Annotated in this window: 18 protein-coding genes and 2 pseudogenes; 16 read left to right on the plus strand and 4 right to left on the minus strand. The window is 39.3% G+C overall.

The features are described 5' to 3' along the window. The 10 genes and pseudogenes from FL972_RS19485 to FL972_RS18795 form a co-directional block, all read left to right on the plus strand. Positions 1 to 342 (plus strand): annotated as a pseudogene (locus FL972_RS19485) (REP-associated tyrosine transposase); the annotation flags it as partial. Between the two features lie 421 nt (positions 343 to 763). Next, positions 764 to 2,794, plus strand: a complete 2,031-nt coding sequence (locus FL972_RS18760; RefSeq protein ID WP_144607518.1) for an alpha-L-fucosidase — start codon at positions 764 to 766, stop codon at positions 2,792 to 2,794. Between the two features lie 96 nt (positions 2,795 to 2,890). Continuing rightward, entirely contained in the window at positions 2,891 to 3,451 is a 561-nt protein-coding gene (locus FL972_RS18765) for a gluconate 2-dehydrogenase subunit 3 family protein (RefSeq protein ID WP_144607519.1), read from the plus strand. Then, positions 3,444 to 5,153 (plus strand): GMC oxidoreductase, encoded by a 1,710-nt coding sequence (locus tag FL972_RS18770; protein ID WP_144607520.1) that lies wholly within the window; start codon positions 3,444 to 3,446, stop codon positions 5,151 to 5,153. Before FL972_RS18765 ends, FL972_RS18770 begins: the two co-directional genes overlap by 8 nt. Positions 5,154 to 5,363: 210 nt before the next feature. Beyond that, complete coding sequence (locus FL972_RS18775) at positions 5,364 to 6,935, plus strand: hypothetical protein (RefSeq protein ID WP_144607521.1); 1,572 nt, start codon at positions 5,364 to 5,366, stop codon at positions 6,933 to 6,935. Positions 6,936 to 7,008: 73 nt separating this feature from the next. Further along, positions 7,009 to 7,449, plus strand: a complete 441-nt coding sequence (locus FL972_RS18780) for a hypothetical protein (RefSeq protein WP_144607522.1) — start codon at positions 7,009 to 7,011, stop codon at positions 7,447 to 7,449. Positions 7,450 to 7,583: 134 nt separating this feature from the next. Further along, positions 7,584 to 7,739, plus strand: a complete 156-nt coding sequence (locus FL972_RS19490; protein ID WP_186300152.1) for a hypothetical protein — start codon at positions 7,584 to 7,586, stop codon at positions 7,737 to 7,739. 67 nt (positions 7,740 to 7,806) lie between these two features. Beyond that, positions 7,807 to 8,247 (plus strand): hypothetical protein, encoded by a 441-nt coding sequence (locus tag FL972_RS18785; protein ID WP_144607523.1) that lies wholly within the window; start codon positions 7,807 to 7,809, stop codon positions 8,245 to 8,247. Positions 8,248 to 8,524: 277 nt separating this feature from the next. Further along, complete coding sequence (locus FL972_RS18790) at positions 8,525 to 9,079, plus strand: hypothetical protein (protein ID WP_144607524.1); 555 nt, start codon at positions 8,525 to 8,527, stop codon at positions 9,077 to 9,079. 271 nt (positions 9,080 to 9,350) lie between these two features. After that, on the plus strand, positions 9,351 to 9,917 hold the full coding sequence (locus FL972_RS18795) for a hypothetical protein (RefSeq protein WP_144607525.1): 567 nt from the start codon (positions 9,351 to 9,353) through the stop codon (positions 9,915 to 9,917). Between the two features lie 264 nt (positions 9,918 to 10,181). Here the strand turns inward: FL972_RS18795 and FL972_RS18800 are convergent, their stop codons facing one another. Continuing rightward, entirely contained in the window at positions 10,182 to 10,856 is a 675-nt protein-coding gene (locus FL972_RS18800) for a hypothetical protein (protein WP_144607526.1), read from the minus strand. A gap of 58 nt (positions 10,857 to 10,914) precedes the next feature. Next, the gene (locus FL972_RS18805) at positions 10,915 to 11,550 is read right to left on the minus strand and encodes a hypothetical protein (RefSeq protein ID WP_144607527.1); all 636 of its coding nucleotides are present in this window, start codon (positions 11,548 to 11,550) and stop codon (positions 10,915 to 10,917) included. A 274-nt stretch (positions 11,551 to 11,824) separates the two neighbouring features. On the opposite strand from FL972_RS18805, the gene FL972_RS18810 reads away from it, so the two are divergent. From FL972_RS18810 to FL972_RS18830, 5 genes and pseudogenes are all read left to right on the plus strand, one after another. Beyond that, entirely contained in the window at positions 11,825 to 12,262 is a 438-nt protein-coding gene (locus FL972_RS18810; RefSeq protein ID WP_144607528.1) for an outer membrane insertion C- signal, read from the plus strand. Between the two features lie 628 nt (positions 12,263 to 12,890). Further along, positions 12,891 to 14,357 carry a glycine--tRNA ligase gene (locus FL972_RS18815; protein ID WP_144607529.1) on the plus strand — a complete coding sequence of 489 codons (1,467 nt, stop codon included), beginning with the start codon at positions 12,891 to 12,893 and terminating at the stop codon, positions 14,355 to 14,357. Between the two features lie 208 nt (positions 14,358 to 14,565). Continuing rightward, positions 14,566 to 14,805: a ribbon-helix-helix domain-containing protein gene (locus tag FL972_RS18820; RefSeq protein WP_144607530.1), complete on the plus strand. Its 240-nt coding sequence runs from the start codon at positions 14,566 to 14,568 to the stop codon at positions 14,803 to 14,805. After that, positions 14,798 to 15,085: a type II toxin-antitoxin system RelE/ParE family toxin gene (locus FL972_RS18825; protein ID WP_144607531.1), complete on the plus strand. Its 288-nt coding sequence runs from the start codon at positions 14,798 to 14,800 to the stop codon at positions 15,083 to 15,085. Before FL972_RS18820 ends, FL972_RS18825 begins: the two co-directional genes overlap by 8 nt. A 159-nt stretch (positions 15,086 to 15,244) precedes the next feature. Further along, positions 15,245 to 15,526, plus strand: a pseudogene (locus tag FL972_RS18830) (His/Gly/Thr/Pro-type tRNA ligase C-terminal domain-containing protein); the annotation flags it as partial. 171 nt (positions 15,527 to 15,697) lie between these two features. On the opposite strand, the gene FL972_RS18835 reads toward FL972_RS18830, so the two are convergent. After that, positions 15,698 to 16,735, minus strand: coding sequence for a hypothetical protein (locus FL972_RS18835; RefSeq protein WP_144607532.1), 1,038 nt, complete (start codon positions 16,733 to 16,735; stop codon positions 15,698 to 15,700). Between the two features lie 395 nt (positions 16,736 to 17,130). On the opposite strand from FL972_RS18835, the gene FL972_RS18840 reads away from it, so the two are divergent. Then, on the plus strand, positions 17,131 to 18,480 hold the full coding sequence (locus FL972_RS18840) for a S8 family serine peptidase (protein ID WP_250161395.1): 1,350 nt from the start codon (positions 17,131 to 17,133) through the stop codon (positions 18,478 to 18,480). 59 nt (positions 18,481 to 18,539) lie between these two features. On the opposite strand, the gene FL972_RS18845 is transcribed toward FL972_RS18840, so the two are convergent. Beyond that, positions 18,540 to 19,553: a hypothetical protein gene (locus FL972_RS18845; RefSeq protein ID WP_144607533.1), complete on the minus strand. Its 1,014-nt coding sequence runs from the start codon at positions 19,551 to 19,553 to the stop codon at positions 18,540 to 18,542. Positions 19,554 to 19,597: the final 44 nt, after the last annotated feature.

Raw genomic sequence — 19,597 nt, forward strand, 5'->3', positions numbered from 1 at the left:
ATTTTAAGAGCCAAAGAAGAAAATCTAAGTGATATCATAAGGGATTTTAAAAAGTTTACTGCTAAAAGTCTTTTTTCTTTAATCAAAGAAAATCCCCTTGAAAGCAGGCGGGAATGGCTCAGCAAAATGTTTAGTATAGAGAATAGAATTTGGTTTTGGGAGGAAGGATATCATGGAGAGGAAATTTATTCTAGAGAATTTTTTGCTCAAAAATCAAATTATATCCATTTAAACCCCGTAAGAGCTGGGTTTGTAGAAAAAGAGGAGGAATACATTTGGAGTAGTGCCGCTGATTTTTATGGTATTAGAAAAGGTAAGCTAGAAATAGAGGTGTTTGGATAATAAAAAGCGGATTACAAATCCTACAAAACTGCCTCGGAATTGCAAATTCCGAGGAACATGGATTGCAAATTCCGAGGAACATGGTGAAAAGAATTTTCAATCCGAAAGATTTAATTTTTGTTATGGCTTTTTCATCTGTTTATAATTTGTTTTTCAGTGGTCAGATGGAATGCCCAGGATAATCATACCCTCCCGATCCGCCGCGGCGGACGGGACAAGTTGTGTGAGATTTTTCCTCATGGGCATTTCATATCAAATTCTGGATCAGGGGGCAGTTCATTTTGTAACTTTTACTGTGCATCAGTGGGTTGATGATTTTACCCGTGACATTGATAGAGAAAGATTTACGAAAGGGCAGCCTTTAAGTTCCTTCTTTCCTTTTCTTTAAAAAATATGTAGTATTCCATATTAAATAGCCTTTATGAGAAATCTACTTCCTATTGCTTTCTTGCTGATTTTTAGCTTTTGCCAGCAAAAAGTATCCCCTCCGGAACCCGTCTATCCTATTCCCGATGAACGGCAAATCGTCTGGCAAGAAATGGGGTATTATGGATTTATTCATTTCAATATGAATACTTTTTCGGACAGGGAATGGGGGTTTGGTGACGAGTCTCCTGAGCAGTTTAATCCGACCGAGTTGGACGCCCGACAATGGGCAAGAATAGCAAAAAAGGCAGGGATGAAGGGCCTAATTATTACTGCAAAACATCACGATGGTTTTTGTCTTTGGCCATCCGCTTACACAGAGCATTCAGTTAAAAATAGTCCCTGGCGTGAAGGGAAAGGAGATTTGATTCAGGAATTTGTGGATGCCTGTCGGGAATATGGTTTGGAAGTAGGGATTTATTATTCCCCTTGGGATAGAAATCACCCAGATTATGGAAAACCTGAGTACATCACCTATATGCGCAATCAACTCACCGAATTATTGAGGAATTATGGGGATATTTTTGAGGTGTGGTTTGATGGTGCCAATGGTGGGGATGGTTGGTATGGAGGCGCCAATGAAACCCGGAAGGTAGATAAATTGACCTATTATGACTGGGAGAATACCCATGACTTGGTTAGAAAACTTCAACCCAATGCTGTACTTTTTAGTGATGCCGGTCCTGATATTCGATGGGTTGGAAATGAGCATGGCTTTGCTTACGAAACTACTTGGTCAAATCTCTACCGTGATTCGGTATATGCAGGTATGCCGGAGTATTCTGAAAAATGGGCAGCTGGACAAGAAAATGGAACGCACTGGGTTCCTGCAGAATCAGATGTTAGCATTCGGCCGGGTTGGTACTATCATGCCTATGAGGATCATAAGGTCAAAACCTTGCCGGAACTGATAGAGATTTATTACAAAAGCATTGGCCGAAACTCTTCTCTATTAATCAATTTTCCTGTGGATAGAAGGGGTTTGATACACGAAAATGACGAGGAGGCTATTTTGCGATTTGCTGAAAAAATCCGGGAAGATTTTAAAAGAAATTTGGCTCTAGGGGCTAGCGTCACTGGAAGTGCAGAACGGGGAGATGGCTTCGAGGCTAGTTTGGCTGCTGATGGAGATTATTCCACCTATTGGACTGTTCCAGATGGGCAGATTCAGGCAGATTTAGAGCTGGAATTTAATGATGAAACTACATTCAACCGTCTTCTGATTCAGGAATATACGCCATTGGGACAGCGCGTAAAATCTTTTGTGTTAGAAAAGGAAGTGAATGGAGTTTGGGAAATTATAGCGGATGGAACTACAGTGGGCTATAAGCGCATACTTCGTTTTGAAGACCAAACAGCCGAGAAAATCCGAGTGCGATTTACTGATGGAAAAGATATCCCGGTGATATCCGAAGTTAAGCTTTATCATGCTCCCAAATTGTTGGAAGCTCCCAAAATCCAACGAGAAAAGTCAGGAATGGTCACCCTGATTTCACCAGATCAAGGGCTCGATTTATTGTATTCTGTGGATGGTTCGGAACCGAATATTACTTATAGTCAACCTTTTCTGGCAGAAAATGCAATTACGCTAACAGTTCGGTCTTATGACCAGACAACAGAAGAATCAAGCGAAGTGTTAACAGAAAATCTGGGCCCCTCAAAGGCTTTGTGGAAGGCGGATCAGGAAGAAGGAATTGATGAAAAGGCTTCAACATTTGTGACCCTGGAGCAGAATGTATTCAGCGTAGATTTGGGAGAGGTAAAAGCAATAAAAGGCTTTAGCTATTTACCGATGCAGGCCAGATATCCCAGCGGTCATATCACCAACTTTTCTTTTTCAATCAGTGCTGATGGGAAAAACTGGAAAGAAGTCAGCTCCGGAGAATTTTCCAATGTGGTCAATAGTCCAGTTGAACAGCTCAAAAGATTCAATCCAGTTAACGCCAGGTATATTCAACTAAAAGCCTTGAAAACGGCAGATGGTAAGGCTGCGACTCTTGCGGAGTTGGGCATTTTAACCCGCTGATCAAATAGGAATTCCAGTATCCTATCTTATCTGGGATATTGGATGAAAATTCCCTACTTTCTGCTTCGATTTGCATAAAACCCAAAATTTAAACCTATGAATAGACGTCATGCTTTACGGCATATTGCGCTGATTTCAGGTGGGCTGGCTTTGATTCCATCCTGTGATTTCAGTAGTGACGATATCTTGGCCGCCTATCAAAAATTAAAAGTGAAGAGTTCTGAGAAAGAGCTTTTAGGTGCCATCTCCAATACCATAATTCCGGCAGGTGAAATCAAAGGAGCACTTGAATTGGCTGTTCCCGATTTCATTTTAGTCATGGTCAATGATTGTATGGAGGAAGAGTCTCAGTCCAGATTTATGAAAGGATTAAGAGCGTTTCCTGAATTTGCAGGAAAGGAATTTGATCAACTTTCTCCCAAAGAAAAAGAAGCCAAGGTCAAAGAAGGCTTGATGCTAGAGGGCGACGACACCGAGGAAGGAAAAGTGAAACAAGATATTCAGTATTTTCTCAATACAACCAAGCGCCTGACCATACAAGGGTACATGGCATCCGAATACATTCAAACAGAAATCATCCCTTATTCTCTGATTCCCGGAGAGTACAATGGAGCCGTGCTAATTTCTGATTTTCAAAAACCAAGAATCAATGGCTAATCTGAATATTAAAAGCAAGCAGGAAAGAACCTATCAAGCCATTGTAATCGGCTCGGGTATCAGTGGTGGTTGGGCTGCTAAGGAACTATGTGATTTAGGCGTGAAGACTTTGATGCTGGAGCGTGGTAGAAATGTGGAGCATATCAAGGATTACCCCACTACCAACATGCTTCCATATGAATTTGAGCATAGGGGGCAGGTTCCTGAGGATATCAAAAAAGAAAATCCCGTGGTCAGCAGATGTTATGCATTCCGGGAAGACGCCATACACTTTTTTGTGAAGGACACGGAGCACCCTTATGTACAGGAAAAGCCTTTTGATTGGATTCGTGGCTATCAGGTGGGAGGGAAATCATTGCTTTGGGCAAGGCAAGTGCAGCGCTGGTCAGATTTTGATTTTGAAGGTCCTGCTAGGGATGGTTTTGCGGTGGACTGGCCAATTCGCTATAAGGATCTAGCGCCATGGTATAGCCATGTGGAAAAGTTTGCCGGGGTTTCTGGAAATAGAGATGGACTGGATACCTTGCCTGATGGGGAATTTTTGCCAGGCTATGAGTTGAATGTGATGGAGAAATATTTTCAGGAGCAACTCAAAAAGCATTATGGAGGAGATCGACATATGATTTCCGCCCGTTGTGCGCATATTCATGGAAATGCAGATTTCTTTGCGCAGCAGGGAAGAGCTCTGTGTCAAAACAGGAATCTCTGTCAACGTGGCTGCCCATTTGGAGGTTATTTCAGCTCCAATTCATCGACGATTCCTTGGGCTTTGAAAACAGGAAACCTGACTTTAAGACCAGAAGCTGTGGTTCATTCTATCATTTATGATGAAGAAAAGGGGAAAGCAAGTGGGGTTCGAATTATTGACCGACTGACCAAAGAAATGGAAGAATTCTACGCGGATGTGATTTTCCTAAATGCCGCAGCACTGAATTCCAATTTGATCCTGATGAATTCCACTTCCAGCCGATTCCCTAATGGTTTGGGCAATGACAATGGACTCTTGGGCAAATATGTAGCTTTCCACAACTATAGAGCAGGAGTGTCTGGGGAATTCGAAGGTTTGGAGGAGTACACTACCACAGGAGGAAGACCTACTAGTGGCTATTTCCCACGGTTTAGGAATGTTTATAAGCAGGAAACAGACTTTTTGCGGGGATATGCAGCAGGCTTTTCTGCCGGACGTGGAGTACGCCCCAATACAGAAGGTTTGGGAATGGATTTGAAAAACAGCCTTCTCAATCCAGACCAATATGGCCCATGGTATGTAGGATCCCATATGATGGGTGAGACCATTCCTAAAGAAAGCAACTATGTGGCTTTGGACCCGAATCTGAAGGATGAGTGGGGCATGCCTCAGTTGAAAATCTCAGTGGAATACGATGATAACGATGAAAAAATGGTCAAAGATTATCTGGAGCAAATGACGGAGATGTTTGAGAAAGCCGGGGTAACTAATATCCGCACTCGGGATGACCATAGGGCTCCAGGCTTGGACATCCATGAAATGGGCGGCGTAAGAATGGGTAAAGACCCCAAAACCTCCCTTCTCAATGCCCATCATCAGCTGCATGCAGTTCCCAATGTCTATGTGACAGATGGAGCCTCTATGACTTCAACATCCACACAAAATCCATCATTGACTTACATGGCCTTTGCGGCGAGAGCAGCGCATCACGCAGTGGCTGAAAGTAAGAAATAAGTCAGAAAGCTAAAGTGAGAAATCTGAAAATCCCAAGTCGTTAGGCTTGGGATTTTTAGTTAATGGCTAAAATCAACCCGTATTTTTTGAATCCCCAAGTCGAAAGATTTGGGTTTTTTTTGGTTTCAGAGTTTGAAAATTAGATTTTAAGTTTTAGATTGACGTATCATTTAATCGATCAACTAAGTTAAAAATTTATGAACAACACTTTTGCCTCCCCCCAAGTACAAAAATCTGATTAGATTAGGTTTTGGGCTTATTTTTGGAATTTTTCTACTGCTCACATCTTGTATAGAAGAGCCTGAAAGCCCAGAGCTTCGCGAGCTAGAGGTTACAGAAATTTCTCAGGTGAGAGATTGGTTTGAGAGCAACAAAACCAATTTGAGATTACCTGAGCGAGGGAGTAACTATCGCAGTGAATCTCAGGAGTTGATTTTACCTTTCTTCGAAAAGGAACCGGATTGGGATCAGTTTCATCATTACTACTTTCCCGATGGCAGGGAGGTGTTTGAGGTGTCTCTAGAGAATGCCACCAAGTATTATCCAAAAACCTTGCTCGATAGTTTTCCCAATCAAAACCCCGCTGAGCTGATGATTCAGAATATCATGTTTGTAAGGCATCCCACACTGGATCGCTTTGATCCGCTTATTGCCAGGTATTATCCAGATAATCTCAACTCTATTGAAAAATTTAATAATATAAGCTTCAGTGGTCTTCCATTTGACTGGTCCGGCACCTTGGATATTTGGACATACGATGAGCACTACCTTATCGGGTATAAGATAGACCAAGGGCAAATTACCCATACCAGAGAAATGCAGGTGAGTGCGGTAAATGGTAAAAAGGGTTCTTTTGGACCAGAAAATATGGATGAGGCCATCCATTGTTATGTTGTAGCTACCGATTGGTATGATGGAAACACAGGGGAGTATCTCGGTACGACTCATGCCCATACCTGTGAGTGGCAAAGAGGAGGAAGTCAAGGAGGCTCAGGATCAGGAGGCGGAGATGACTATCAACGTCCTCCATGCTGCGATGACCCTATTCCAGTTCCTCCTAGAGATGAACCTACTTATGATCCCCCTTCGATACCAGCACCCTCGACGATCATCAATCAACTGACTAACCCCTGCGCTGCAGATATTTTCTTGGAGCTTTCTAAAGGGAATGCGTATCTCACTGATATAACAGGGCTGGGTAGCTTGGATATCTTTCCGGGAATGCTGGATCTATTTGAACAAAGTGGACAATTTGACTATCGGATTCAAAATGGAAATACAGGTTCAGAGGCTGGTGGATCTACTTCTCCTATTGTAAATGGTATCATCACCATAACATTGAGTAACGATTATCTGCTAAAAGCAACATCTCTGAGTATAGCCAGAACAATTATTCACGAAACGGTCCATGCCTATCTGAGAAAACAAACATCATATCGTTCTGCCACAGACATGAACACACATCAATTACTTGTTGAATATGGAAGAAAATATCCAGGTATCATAAATGACGCCCACCATTCTCTAATGAGTCAATTTATTTTAGGTATGGCTGTCTCATTATACAATTGGGATAAAAAATATGGACCTACAGGTGGTAGTTTAGGTTTTGACTACTATTACAAGATGGCTTTTGGTGGATTAGTAAAAAATGGTACTAGAGAATTGATACTGGAAGCGAAACCATATCTTCCTGATGGAGTCAGCTGGGATGAAATAAGAAAAATTTTGGAGAACGAAGCAACTGGAAACTATCAAGCAAATGGTGAGAAGTGCGATTAAAACTTATTTAAACCTCGGATTAATTCTTTTCCTATTCTTGGGTTTTCAAAATGTGTATTCCCAAAAAGTCAAATTGCTTAAAAAGGAACAGCACCTAGTAATTAATAGTATTTTCAAATACTCTTCTGAAAAACAGATTAAGTTATACAAGAAAACTCTTGAATACGAGTCGTGGATGGGGTTTATTAAGACTACTAATTTTGAAGATCTAGAGGTAATTGGCAATTGTTTGATCAAAGATTCTGAATTTGAGAAAGAGTTTAATGAATTCAAAAATGTAATGGTAAACCTTGGTTCGAAAAAGATTAATTCGAAAGAGCTTGATTCTAAATTCAAGGTCAAAATAATTCCTAGCAAGAATGTTTCAGCTATATCTGAGCCAATCATTATTAATGAATACTCTTTTCAATTTATTAAATCATTTTACGGGAGAGCGCTTAATGTTCAAAAGAAAAACGACCAAGGTAACTGGGATTATGCTTGTGGAATATATTTCCCTATAGATTTGCAGTAAGCTTGTAATCCTGAGAAAAGCTGGTACTTAATTAGTATCAGCCTTTCTTATTTCCTATCGCAGTATCTTTTAATTATTGGGATAAAAAATATGGACCTACAGGTGGTAGTTTAGGGTTTGACTATTATTACAAGATGGCTTTTGGAGGACTCTTGAAAGACGGAACGGAAGATCCATTGGATGAAGTAAAAGACTTTATTCCTTCTGGAAGCAGTTGGAGTGAGATTAGTAAAATATTAGAGAACGAAGCGACCGGAAATTATAATGCAAATGGAGAAAAGTGTAATTAAAATATGTTTATCCTTCGTCTTTCTCTTAATACTTCAAAATGAGAGCTTCGGTCAAAGAAAGGCAGAGTTGACAGAGGAACAATATAAAGTCTTGGAAAGTGCATATAGAAAGGCAAAAGAAAAGACCATTTATGTTTATTATCATACCATACCATTTGAATCTTGGATGCAGTCGTTATGGAATGAAGATAATTACTCAGATATAGGAGTCGGTTTTTGTTCATTCAAAGAATCGGACATTAAACTGGCTTTTTCTGAATTAAAAAAACAGGTATTTGACTTAGAAGAAAAAGAAATCAATAGGAAAAAACTTTCGGATAAAATTAAAACTTCGAAGAGAAAAAAAAGATCAAAAGCTAGTTTTCTTTCTGAGCCAATTAGCATAGGCGATTATTCTTTTGTTTTTAGTAGAAGTTTAGATCAAAAAAGTGTTCACGTTCTAAAAAAAGACACATTGGGAAATTGGAATTATGAGTGCGGAATTCCTCTCCAATTTGATTTGCATTAATTGATTCTAATAAAAGCCATGCCATTTAGGGATGGCTTTTCACCAATACGCTGGAAACGCGCCTAATTGAAGATTGTCAGAAATCAACGGGGCTGAAATCGTTACAATTGGAATAAAAAATATGGGCCTACGGGTGGGAATTTAGGGTTCGATTACTACTACAAAATGGCCTTTGGAGGATTAGTCAATCCTTCTGATAATACGCAACTAATCGATGAAGCAAAACCACTCATTCCATCAGGAAGTAGCTGGGCTGAAATCGATCAAATTCTGAAAAATGAAGCATCTGGAAGCAATCAAGCAAATGGCACGAAATGTAATTAATGGATTTGTATTCCTTGTCCTACTCGGATCTTCTTTGGTTTGCGAAGCTCAACAAAAAGATAGGCTGACAAAAGAACAGTATGAGGTGATCGAAGGAGCCTTCAGAAATTCCGGAAAAGATCAAACGCGGATTTTCTTTCAGACAATCGATTACAAATCTTGGGTCCACCTATTGTATGGGGACTACTACAGGGAGGATTGGGGCATTGCACTTTGCTCTTTTGAGGATTCCAAATTAGAACAAGCCATCGATCAATTAATCGATCATGTAAGGAATATTAAGGTCAAAGAGTTTAATCCTAGGAAGCTGGGAAAAAGATTTGTTTTGGTCAAAGATTTGACAGAGCAACCCTATTTGTCCCTTACAGAGCCGATCATTATAGGAGACTTCTCTTTTGTATTGTTTAAATATCCCAATTCAGAAAGTTTAGATGTTCAAAAAAAGAATGAAAAAGGAGAATGGGTCTATGAATGCTCGATCCCGTTGTATGTAGTTTTCACTGATTAATTTGATTAGAAAGCCATGCCATTTAGGGGTGGCTTTTTGCCAAAATACTGGAAATGCGCATAATTGAAGATTTTCAGGAATTAGCTTGGCTGAAATCGTTACAATTGGGATAAAAAATATGGACCTACAGGTGGTAGTTTAGGGTTTGACTATTATTACAAGTTGTCATTTGCTGGATTAATAAAAGATAATACTTCTGAATTACTAGATGAGGCGAATGAACTAATTCCGACAGGTAGTAGCTGGTCAGGAATTAAAGAAATTATTGAAAATGAGGCCACAGGAAACAATAAATCTAATGGTGAAAAATGCTAATTATTTAAAACTCCAAATTGTAGTTTTTTTCTTATCATTTATTCTTTCAATAAACTGTTTTGCTCAGAAGGAATTTGGAATTAGTCCAGAAAAGTATTTAGTGATTTCTAGTGCATGGCCCCATTCAAATGAGAGAATAATAACAATTAACAAGAAGACTATTGGATTTGAAGTTTGGATGAATGAGGTCTGGGGAGAAGAATTTTCAAATTCACATGGTCTTGGATTTTGTCTCTTTGAAAAAGACCAAAATCTAGCTAAAGCCTTTGAAGACTTAAGGGTTTCAGTTAAAAGTCTCCAAGTAAAAAAGCTTTCAAAAAAGCTTATTGATGATAGATTTCAAATAAAACGTTTTACAAATTCTAATAATGGATTGATGCTTTCAGAACCGATAATTTTGGGAAATTACGCTTTCTTTTTCTTTAGGTCGAAAAAGGATAAGGGTCTTTATGTACAAAAGAAAAATTCAGATGGAAATTGGGAACCTGAATGTGGAGTGACTATTTATGGTGAACTCCATTAAAAATTAAATTAGTAAGGCCATCCCCCATCTGGGCGCAAAATCTCTTCAACAGGCTTTGAAATTCCAGTTGAGGCTGGGTGGAATTTGCAATTCCACCCTCTTATCCTAACCAATTTATAATTGGTATCCAGCTGTAAAACCTATCCGCTTAGACCATGTCCAATTACAAATTTGTATTGATAGAAAGGTGTAGTTACAAACTACACCTAGTCAACGTCTTTTTATAAATCCATCCTATTCCAATCCCAGTGGGGGATTATAGTTTCAAAATAGAAGGTTGAACCCAAGTCTTATGTTATCTGCGAAAGCAAAATTCCATGATTTGGACTTGGGGTCCATCCCATAATTATAACCATTGAGAACACTAGAAAAGGATAATATTGGAATATTAAGCTCTACTCCTAGCTTAGGAAATATTTGATAGTTAACTCCAAGGCCAGTCTGAGCAGTATATGTATGGGGTAAAATGTTAGCTTCTTGCGAACTACTATTATTCATTTTTTGCCTGGTAGAACCCCAATTATGTTTTGCACTTAATTCGGCAAACAAGGAAAATTTATCAGTCCAAACCCAGTATTTTCTCATGAAGACTCCGAGACTAGCTGTATTTGTTTTCCCAACTGATTCTTCGACTACTGAAGACGGAGAGTATTTGATCAATCCCTTGCCAAAACCTATTCCTCCAGAAAGTCCAATGGCCCAAAGATCCGACACAAAATACCCTAGCGTTGGATTTATTTCAAATGAAGTTTCTCTTACGAAAATTGGATAAATTATAGTCGAGTTTGAACCTGCAATCTGATTGTTATCATACCTCAATGTTTCATTTGTAAAATCAAGAGATCCAATTACCAAAAATTTACCTTTATCAAATTGAGCAAAGCTTAAAGTTTGACAGGTAAATAAGCTAATAATGAAAAGAAAAAGAACTTTTTTCATAATGAGTTGAATGGTATCCAAGATTGATTTAGAGCTGGATTAAAGCCTTAATTCTTCTTTATTTTTTATTTAAAAAAAAGTTAATTCCCAAGAAAATAGAACTTGTATTTAAATCGAAGCTAAAGATATTAGAGTTAGTAGAGGAATTATTCTGTACGCTCTCTTCTATTTGATAGACATAGGATAAGGGTTGAGCAGATAATTCAATTCCCAACCATTTTTTTGGAAAATAAGTAAGACCAACATCGATATGAGTAAAGAAATTTCTGCCTTTAGAAAATAACTCTAAGACACCTGCTGTATTTTGATCTCTCTTTAACCTTGAGTTTCCATAAGCTGCATTCAGCCCTCCGAAGAATGCCAATTTTTCTTCAATTGGAAAATATCTTCTGACAAATGGTCCGATCAGAACTCGATTAGATTGGGTTTGTATTTCTCTACCTGAGTTAAAAGAATCCTTGATCCTGGAGGAACTCAGGTTTGTTTGAACTCCTAGTAGCCAGTTATCGGAAATAAAGAGACCTGTAGAAGGTCTAAAAGAGAAATTATTTGATTTTAATGTAGCATTGTTATTTTCTATTGTCTGACTAGAGATATTGAGTTGCCCGCTTAAAAAAACAGAACCTTTTTCTGTTTGGGCAATTGTATTGAAGTAGCTGAAAAATAAGGAAAAGAATAGAAATAGTTTTTTCATGATAGGATAGAGTTAAATACTTGGGTGAAAAAACGTATTATGAAAAACTCTGGTTGTTTCTCAACTAAAAATCCTCTACACGCCTGAGTAACTATTTGAAAATCAGCCATAAAAAATAAAAAATTCAATATGAGGCTTTCAGTTTTCGATTGTAATTATTCCTAACTTTTTTGAATCTAATTTTATGTCGATTGAAATTTTTACGGCAAGCTTCAAACTTTGTAATTGGCTTGGAGTTTGCCCAAGTTTCAGTATATACCAACATTTATTTACTATGAAAAAAATAACAGTACTATGCCTATTCGTTTTTGGAATGATATCCTTGGCTAAAGCACAGGTAAGTGTCGGGATAAATATCCAAAACTCACGAAATTTTATCACAGTTGGCACGGACACAGACAAGGAGTTATTTGGGGAAGCTCGCCTCGGTTTGGGGAGAAGAACCGGTTTGGAATTGATGGGAGGGTATAATTTTGTCAGAAAATCAGATGTCAATGTGTACGTTGGCGCCGCTTTGGGGCTTTTTGACCACTACCACCCCAGAAGGGACAGATATTATGATGATACCTATTTAGCTATTCCATTTGGGGTGTTTTTGAAACCATTCAATGATAAAAAGTTTGGTTTCGTAATCGAAGCCGCCCCTGTTTTCTACGGAGAGTACGGCAGCTACCTTCGTGGAGGAGTAGGATTTAAGTATACTATCAGGTAGAATTTGAAAAAGAAAATTAGGCTATAATCTCAAAGGGTTGTAGCCTTTTTTGTTTTAAGGTTATCCAAAATCATACCTTTAGCCATATATTGGTTCTTGATAGATTTAGGATTTGATATCTTAGACTCGAAAGGAAAGAGAAGCTTGCTTTAATAAAGCATTGCTTTGCCGTAGTTTAGTAAAAATCGCTCTTAAATTTTCTTTGTTCTTTTGGCTTGATCCAAAAGAACCATCCCGAGAATCGGGACAAGACAGGGCAAAAACGATAGTTTTTGAGCCAGTGAGTGCAGGGGGAAGCTCCAACCCTGTCTCGCCGCCAGGCAGGCGCACTTGGCATGACGCTGGCCCGCTGCTGCGTCAGCCCACCGCGCCGTTCCCAAAAGAGTTTTGTGGCAAAATGAAAGTTGAATCGGAGTAGAAGACCCATAATTCCTCATAACTTTTCTAAAGACCAAATCTTCAAAATCAAGATTCTAATCTTCGGTCTCCTGTCATCAATTCACTTAATTTTTCAAATTACCTAGCACCTCATTTTAATTCCCAAGAGAAATAGGTTCTTCATGCTGAAAGAGATTCATATTACTCATTTAATAGCTGAAATTAATTTGTTTCCTTAATTTTGCGCCCTATGGCAAAGACAGCGACACCGGCGGAAAACGCCCAATTGAAAGATATTATTTCCCATGCTAAAGAGTATGGTTTTGTATACCCTAGTTCCGAAATCTACGATGGCTTGCAAGCTGTCTATGATTATGGTGCTTATGGAGTGGAATTGAAGAATAATCTCAAGCGTCTCTGGTGGGAGACCATGACCCGAGTGCACGAGAATATCGTGGGGATCGATGCGGCGATTTTTATGCATCCGACCACTTGGAAAGCCTCCGGTCACGTGGATTCCTTCAATGATCCCATGATTGATAATAAGGACAGCAAGAAGCGCTATCGAGCGGATGTCTTGGTGGAGGAGCATGCTGCCAAAATGGAGAATGAGGGAAAAGTTGAAGAAGCGAGGCAACTCACAGCTGCTCTAGCTCGCTTGTTGGAAGCAGAGGACTTGGCCGGTGTGCGTGACTTGATCGTGAATACGGGTATAACTTGTCCAATCAGCGGAACGACCAATTGGACGGATGTACGTCAATTCAACTTAATGTTCTCAACGCAAGTGGGATCTGTAGCAGAAGATGCTTCGACCATTTACTTGCGTCCTGAAACAGCTCAGGGGATTTTTGTGAATTTCCTGAATGTGCAAAAGACTGCTAGGATGAAGGTTCCTTTCGGGATTGCACAGATAGGAAAGGCCTTCCGAAATGAGATTGTAGCCCGTCAGTTTATTTTCCGTATGCGTGAATTTGAGCAAATGGAAATGCAGTTTTTTGTACGCCCTGGTACTGAATTAGATTGGTATAAGCAATGGTCAGAAACTCGAATGAACTGGCACCTTGCATTGGGTACTCCTGCCGAAAAGCTCAGAAAGCATGACCATGAAAAATTGGCACATTATGCTAATGCGGCCATGGATATAGAATATGAATTTCCTTTTGGTTTCAAAGAAGTGGAAGGGATACATTCCAGAACTGACTTTGATTTGAAATCCCATCAAGAATTCTCCAAGAAGAAGCAGCAATATTTCGATCCTGAAGTCAATCAAAATTACATTCCTTATGTGATCGAGACTTCAATAGGTGCTGACCGCTTGTTTTTGTTGACCCTTTGCAATGCCTATACTGAAGAAAAGACAGAAGAGAAAAGCAGAACCTATTTGAAGTTCCATCCTGCCATTGCTCCTGTGAAAGCAGCGATATTACCTTTGACCAAAAAGGATGGCTTGCCTGAAAAAGCACAGGAGATCGTGGATTTATTGAAGTACGATTTCAATATCATCTATGAAGACGCTGCTTCTATTGGGAAACGTTATGCTAGACAGGATTTAATTGGTACTCCTTTCTGTATTGCAGTTGATCATCAGACTTTAGAAGATAATACGGTAACTATTCGTCATCGGGATACCACAGAACAGGAGCGTGTAACGATTTCAGAACTTCATGGAAGAATCGCCGAGGCAACTAGCTTCAGGAGGATATTTGAGAAGATATAATGTTGGGTGCTTGATGCCCGATGATTGATGAAAAAAGCCTTGAGATTAAATTTTTCAAGGCTTTTTTTATGCTTATTAAAAAATTACTATGCCTAAGGCAATTTTTTCTTTTCTGCTGCCTTTTTTTCTAAAACCCATTTAAAATATTCTGAATCCAGAATACCCTGTGATTCATTTTTGGTGTATATTTACATCAAATGAAATTAAAATGACTAGGCAAAGTATTACATTAACCAAACCAAATGATGAATGGCTCAAGTCCCAGGTGGATAAAGAAGAGTATTCTAGCAAAAGCGAATTGGTGAATGATTTGATCCGTCAGGCCAGGAAGCAGCAAGTAGAAATAGATTGGATCCGAGAAAAGCTCGAAAAAGCTGAATCCAGCGGATTTACTTCTGAAAGCAAGGAAGACATTTTAGCTGAATCAAAGAATTTGTTAAATGGCTGAATATCGCTTGAGTCAAGCAGCTAAGATGGACTTGATTCGAATACACCATTTCGGAGTTCAGCGATTTGGACTGGCTCAGGCAGACAAGTATTTTAATTCGTTTTTCCAGTATTTCGAAATTATTGCCCAAAGGCCTTATTCGTTCGAATCTGTAGATTTTATTAAAGAAGGATACCGACGTTGTGTTTGTGGGTCTGATAGTATTTATTTTCGAATTAAAAACGGGAAAGTAGAAATCATGGCAATCGTTGGGAGACAAGATTTGAATTCTGTTTTGTAAAAACTTCACTGCTCTCTAAGTTTTTTTAATTCTTCAGTGAGGATGTCCACTCACTGGTAAGTTCCGTCCAGCCATGAATCGAAAAAGAGACCTTTGCCAGCTTGTGATATAAAATCATTTATATCCTGGAATATTGCTTCTGAAGGATCAAAGTAAGGCGAAAAGGATAGCTTGCCTGAAATAGCACAAGAGATTTTGGATTTATTGAAGTATGATTTCAATATCATTTATGAAGATGCTGCTTCTATTGGTAAACGTTCTGCAAGACAGTATTTAGTTGGTACTTCTTTCTGTATTGCCGTTGATCAGCAGACTTTAGAAGATTATACAGTTACTATCCGTCATTAGGATACCACTGAACAGGAGCGTGTAGCGACCTCAGAACTTCGGGGAAGAATCGCCGAGGCAACAAGCTTCAGGAGGATATTTGAGAAGATATAATGTTGGGTGCTTGATGCCGTTTGATTGATGAAAATAGCCTTGAGATTAAATTTTTCAAGGTTTTTGTGTTGTTGCTGATACCACTTGCTTACAAGCTCATCTAAAAAAATACATAATAAAAACCCTTCGGGCATACCGAAGGGTTTTTATGTCTTTGTGTCTAACCAAGTATTAAGAACAAGAGAGTCCTGCAACTTCTGGTGCAAGATCCACGCCAGCCTCATCTTTTACAGACCAATCACCCGTGATAGTACTTCCTGAGTTGGAGGAACTCCAAACAATTCTTACTTCAACTTCTTCACAAGAATTAAGACCTCCCTCAACTCTTATATTTCGGTTTGACGAACCGCCAGGAGTTCTTTGTCCAACGGTGTATCCTTCTACTGTTCCAGTAGCCCATCCATCAGATGAAGTAGTATTGAAGTCAACTAGAGCACCGTTGATATAAATTGATGCATTGTCACCTGTGAAGTTGGTTAATCCACCTTGCATTTTAAAGTAGCCTACTCCATCCTCAGATCCAAAGGTATAAACTGCTTCACGTCCATTCTGGGCACAGGAAACAGCATCACCGGAAAATTCATTGCCGTCTATATCACATCCTTCACATTCACCAATCAAGTTGTAATTAGATATTACTGGTCCAGATACTAATACGTTTTCCCCGTCTAGAATTTCTGCTTCAATGGTAACAATCCCACATGCAGCCCAAGAGGAATTAAATGGAAAATTATATGAGTCAGTAATAGTTCCGGGGTTTTGATTGGTTCCTCCTGAACCATTCAACTGATTTGTGGTATAACTCTGAGGAATTGTTAATCCTGCTCCAGAAACAGTTATTTTTAGCTTTCTTCCAGCATTGTTATTTGCCGTATAACTCCAATCTAATTGAAATCCTGTCAGAGTGTTGTAAACTGAGTAGGTAAATACACGTGTTTGAGGCCCACTATTATTAGATATAGTAGAGGTTTGCACCGAATACTCAGGATCAGCTGGATCAATGCAGAAGTTTTCACAGTCAGTAGCTGCGTATGTTCTTGCATTTTCAATACCTGTTCCAAAAGGACTCAATTTGAATCCCGCCTTGTCTGCGCTGGTTTGCTCCAGCATCAGATCTTCATTTTCAAAAGTAGCCAATTGGCTACAAGAAGCTAAAAGCAAGCATGAGATCACTAATCCCAGAAGGCTTGATGTAAAAGTTTTTTTCATAGTTTTTTAATTTATGATATAAATATAAGTGTAATTCAAATACAAAAAAACGCCATTCAAAAAATTTGTTACAAAATAAATAGTTCCTTTATAGTTTTCGGTTTATGTCAAATATCCAGCATTAGCACGATTTCATTATCACTTAATTGTTTTTGAAAAATAATATTTTGTAGAATAAATAAATACATAATAAAATTTGGATGTCTTGTATATTCTATATTATATTTATACCCTGATTTAAAAATTAATGAAAGAAAATAGGGTAACAAATAAATGTTCAGGCTTCAAGTCTGCTGCAAAGCCTTCTCCAACGAGAAGGCTTTTTTCTTGCCTCAAATTCAAAATTCATTTAAGTGTATAACAGCAATAAAAAATTGACCATCAATCAAATAGCTATGAAAAAATCACTCCAAACCAAATTGATTCTCACGCTAGCTTTATCGGCGATAGTGTGGAGCTGTCAGGAAGCAGAAGCTCCAAACATGGAACTTTCTACTCAAGATCTGGTAAATTATAATTCCCAAATCATTGAAGGCGAATTTATTGTTCGTTTGCAGCCTACTTCCCTAAACTTCAGAAAAGGGAATGATTATCAGGCCAATCAGGCCGCAATGAGAAAATATTCTCATGATTTACTGGCTCAATATAAAATTGCTGCCTCCAATGTAAGGTTCACTTACAGTGCTGCGATTGACGGGTTCTCTGTTCACCTTGAACCCGCACAATATGAGGCGATCAAAAATGATCCCCGAATAATATCTATAGAACCCGATGAAATCATTGCTTTGGGCAAACCGGATAGTCCCGGAAAAGGCGGAGGTGGTGGTGGAAACACCAACAAAGGACCAAAAAATAAAGATCCAGAACCGACTCCAGAGCCTACACCTGACCCAACGCCAGACCCAAGCCCGGACCCTGAGCCAGATCCTAATCCAGGGACTGATTATGAGCCCGAGATATCTGATCCTAATCAGGAAGTTCCATGGGGAATAAATAGAGTTGGAGGTTTTTCTACTTATAGAGGGACCAATGTAGCTTTTGTGATTGATACTGGGATAGATTTGGACCATCCGGATTTGAATGTGAATGCTAGCTTAGGCTTTAAGGCAGTTCCCGATGAGGTAAGCACAACATTAGATGATGAGCATAGCCATGGAACACATGTGGCAGGTACTATTGCAGCAATCAACAATACTTTTGGCGTAGTTGGTGTTGCTGCAGGGGCGCAAGTGGTTCCTATTAAAGTGTTGGGACCGACAGGTTCCGGCCAAAAATCATGGGTAATTGCAGGGATAGATTATGTGGCGGCTGTGGGTAAACCGGGAGACGTTGCTAATTTGAGTTTGGGAGGATCAGCAAGCTCTACTCAAGATCAAGCAGTGCTCAATGCAGCCGCGAAAGGTATCTATTTTGCTATCGCAGCCGGAAACAGTGCCGCGGATGCCAATAATTATTCTCCTGCCAGAGTTAATGGAACTAATATTTTTACCATTTCCTCTATGGACTCCAATGGGGCACTATCTTCTTTTTCTAATTATGGCAATCCCCCGATTGACTATGCCGCTCCGGGAAGGGGAGTCAAATCAACTGTTCCTGGAGGTGGTTATGCTTCTAAAAGCGGTACCTCCATGGCAACCCCGCACGTTGCAGGAATACTCCTTTTGAATGGTATCAGGTCCAATGGTTTTGTCATAGGGGACAAAGATTCCACTGCTGATCCAATAGCTTTCAGGGCTGATCGGTAAAAAAAGAAAGCCTCCAAAATCTAAATTTTGGAGGCTTTTTTATATTCCTGAAGGATAAACTATTGCTCTTCAGGGCACTCTACAGGTACTAATAGGTCTAAATGAATAGCGTAATATCTGGAGCCGTCACCTGCTATGGTCAAATCTTCACCTTTATAAGTGGTAAATAATCCCGCAGCTGGTCTTTTGGAGGGGAGCTCATCATATCCCTGAACTTTAACTGGATCAGATACATCTTGAAGAATCATGGATCCTAAATCAATTGTAAGATTCACGCCATCCCATTCGATAGATCCGTCTGTGGCGTTTTGGCCTGCATAAATCATCTGGGTAGCATCTCCCTCAGTATCAAAATAATACCACCAGGCATTGCCAGCACCTGAACTAGCACCCGCCCAGCCTGTTTCTCCTTCATAACACTCATCGTCTATTTCTTCAATCTCGTCTTCCTCACACTCTTGAATAGTAAAGGGACCGGAATAAGTAGCCCAGCTACCCTTATTTACAAACCTTGGTCCACAGCCCCACGCACTTTCGCTTTGAAGCACATCGCCAGTTTCTTCATCTATTCGTAAGACTACGGCATGAAATGCCCAAAAGAAGGTACTTGGAATATCTCCAATTTCAAATTCATAGGTAACTACCTGAAGTACTGGGTCATAGGTCTCTTTGTATGGAAATTTTCCTGGCGCCGGATTCTTTCCAGTACCCAAACCCTGAGCTGTTTCAGAGATTTTTAAATGGCTTTCGAAAAAATACCAGTCTGTTCCTTCAGTAGAAGCAGTGATATATACAAAATCTTCATCATTGTATACTTCGACATTTCCGACTTCAATAGTCCTTCCCGCTAATAAACAGGTCTCAGAACTTTCTCCACATACTTCAGCTTCACTGATAATCACTCTGGCATTCATATCTCCATAAGGAGAACCTTTGATAAAATCAACTCTTTCAGGAATCTCTAATTGATCCAAAAAATCAGGATCTTCAATTTGACTACACCCAAAAGTAAAAAGGACAATTGCCAAGCTCCATAACCCGATGGAAAAATTGGCGGTTTTTTTGATTTTCATAGTGAATAGAATTCTCAATAAAAATACATAAAAATTGGATAGAT

It is taken from the genome of Algoriphagus algorifonticola, from assembly GCF_007655305.1.
In the GTDB taxonomy this organism is placed as follows: Bacteria; Bacteroidota; Bacteroidia; order Cytophagales; family Cyclobacteriaceae; genus Algoriphagus; species Algoriphagus algorifonticola.

Coding starts and splice junctions, on each gene's coding strand:
- FL972_RS18760 (WP_144607518.1), top strand. CDS start 764: ATGAGAAATCTACTTCCTATTGCTTTCTTGCTGATTTTTAGCTTTTGC.
- FL972_RS18765 (WP_144607519.1), top strand. CDS start 2,891: ATGAATAGACGTCATGCTTTACGGCATATTGCGCTGATTTCAGGTGGG.
- FL972_RS18770 (WP_144607520.1), top strand. CDS start 3,444: ATGGCTAATCTGAATATTAAAAGCAAGCAGGAAAGAACCTATCAAGCC.
- FL972_RS19490 (WP_186300152.1), top strand. CDS start 7,584: ATGGCTTTTGGAGGACTCTTGAAAGACGGAACGGAAGATCCATTGGAT.
- FL972_RS18790 (WP_144607524.1), top strand. CDS start 8,525: ATGAAGCATCTGGAAGCAATCAAGCAAATGGCACGAAATGTAATTAAT.
- FL972_RS18795 (WP_144607525.1), top strand. CDS start 9,351: ATGAGGCCACAGGAAACAATAAATCTAATGGTGAAAAATGCTAATTAT.
- FL972_RS18800 (WP_144607526.1), bottom strand. CDS start 10,856: ATGAAAAAAGTTCTTTTTCTTTTCATTATTAGCTTATTTACCTGTCAA.
- FL972_RS18805 (WP_144607527.1), bottom strand. CDS start 11,550: ATGAAAAAACTATTTCTATTCTTTTCCTTATTTTTCAGCTACTTCAAT.
- FL972_RS18810 (WP_144607528.1), top strand. CDS start 11,825: ATGAAAAAAATAACAGTACTATGCCTATTCGTTTTTGGAATGATATCC.
- FL972_RS18815 (WP_144607529.1), top strand. CDS start 12,891: ATGGCAAAGACAGCGACACCGGCGGAAAACGCCCAATTGAAAGATATT.
- FL972_RS18820 (WP_144607530.1), top strand. CDS start 14,566: ATGACTAGGCAAAGTATTACATTAACCAAACCAAATGATGAATGGCTC.
- FL972_RS18825 (WP_144607531.1), top strand. CDS start 14,798: ATGGCTGAATATCGCTTGAGTCAAGCAGCTAAGATGGACTTGATTCGA.
- FL972_RS18835 (WP_144607532.1), bottom strand. CDS start 16,735: ATGAAAAAAACTTTTACATCAAGCCTTCTGGGATTAGTGATCTCATGC.
- FL972_RS18840 (WP_250161395.1), top strand. CDS start 17,131: ATGAAAAAATCACTCCAAACCAAATTGATTCTCACGCTAGCTTTATCG.
- FL972_RS18845 (WP_144607533.1), bottom strand. CDS start 19,553: ATGAAAATCAAAAAAACCGCCAATTTTTCCATCGGGTTATGGAGCTTG.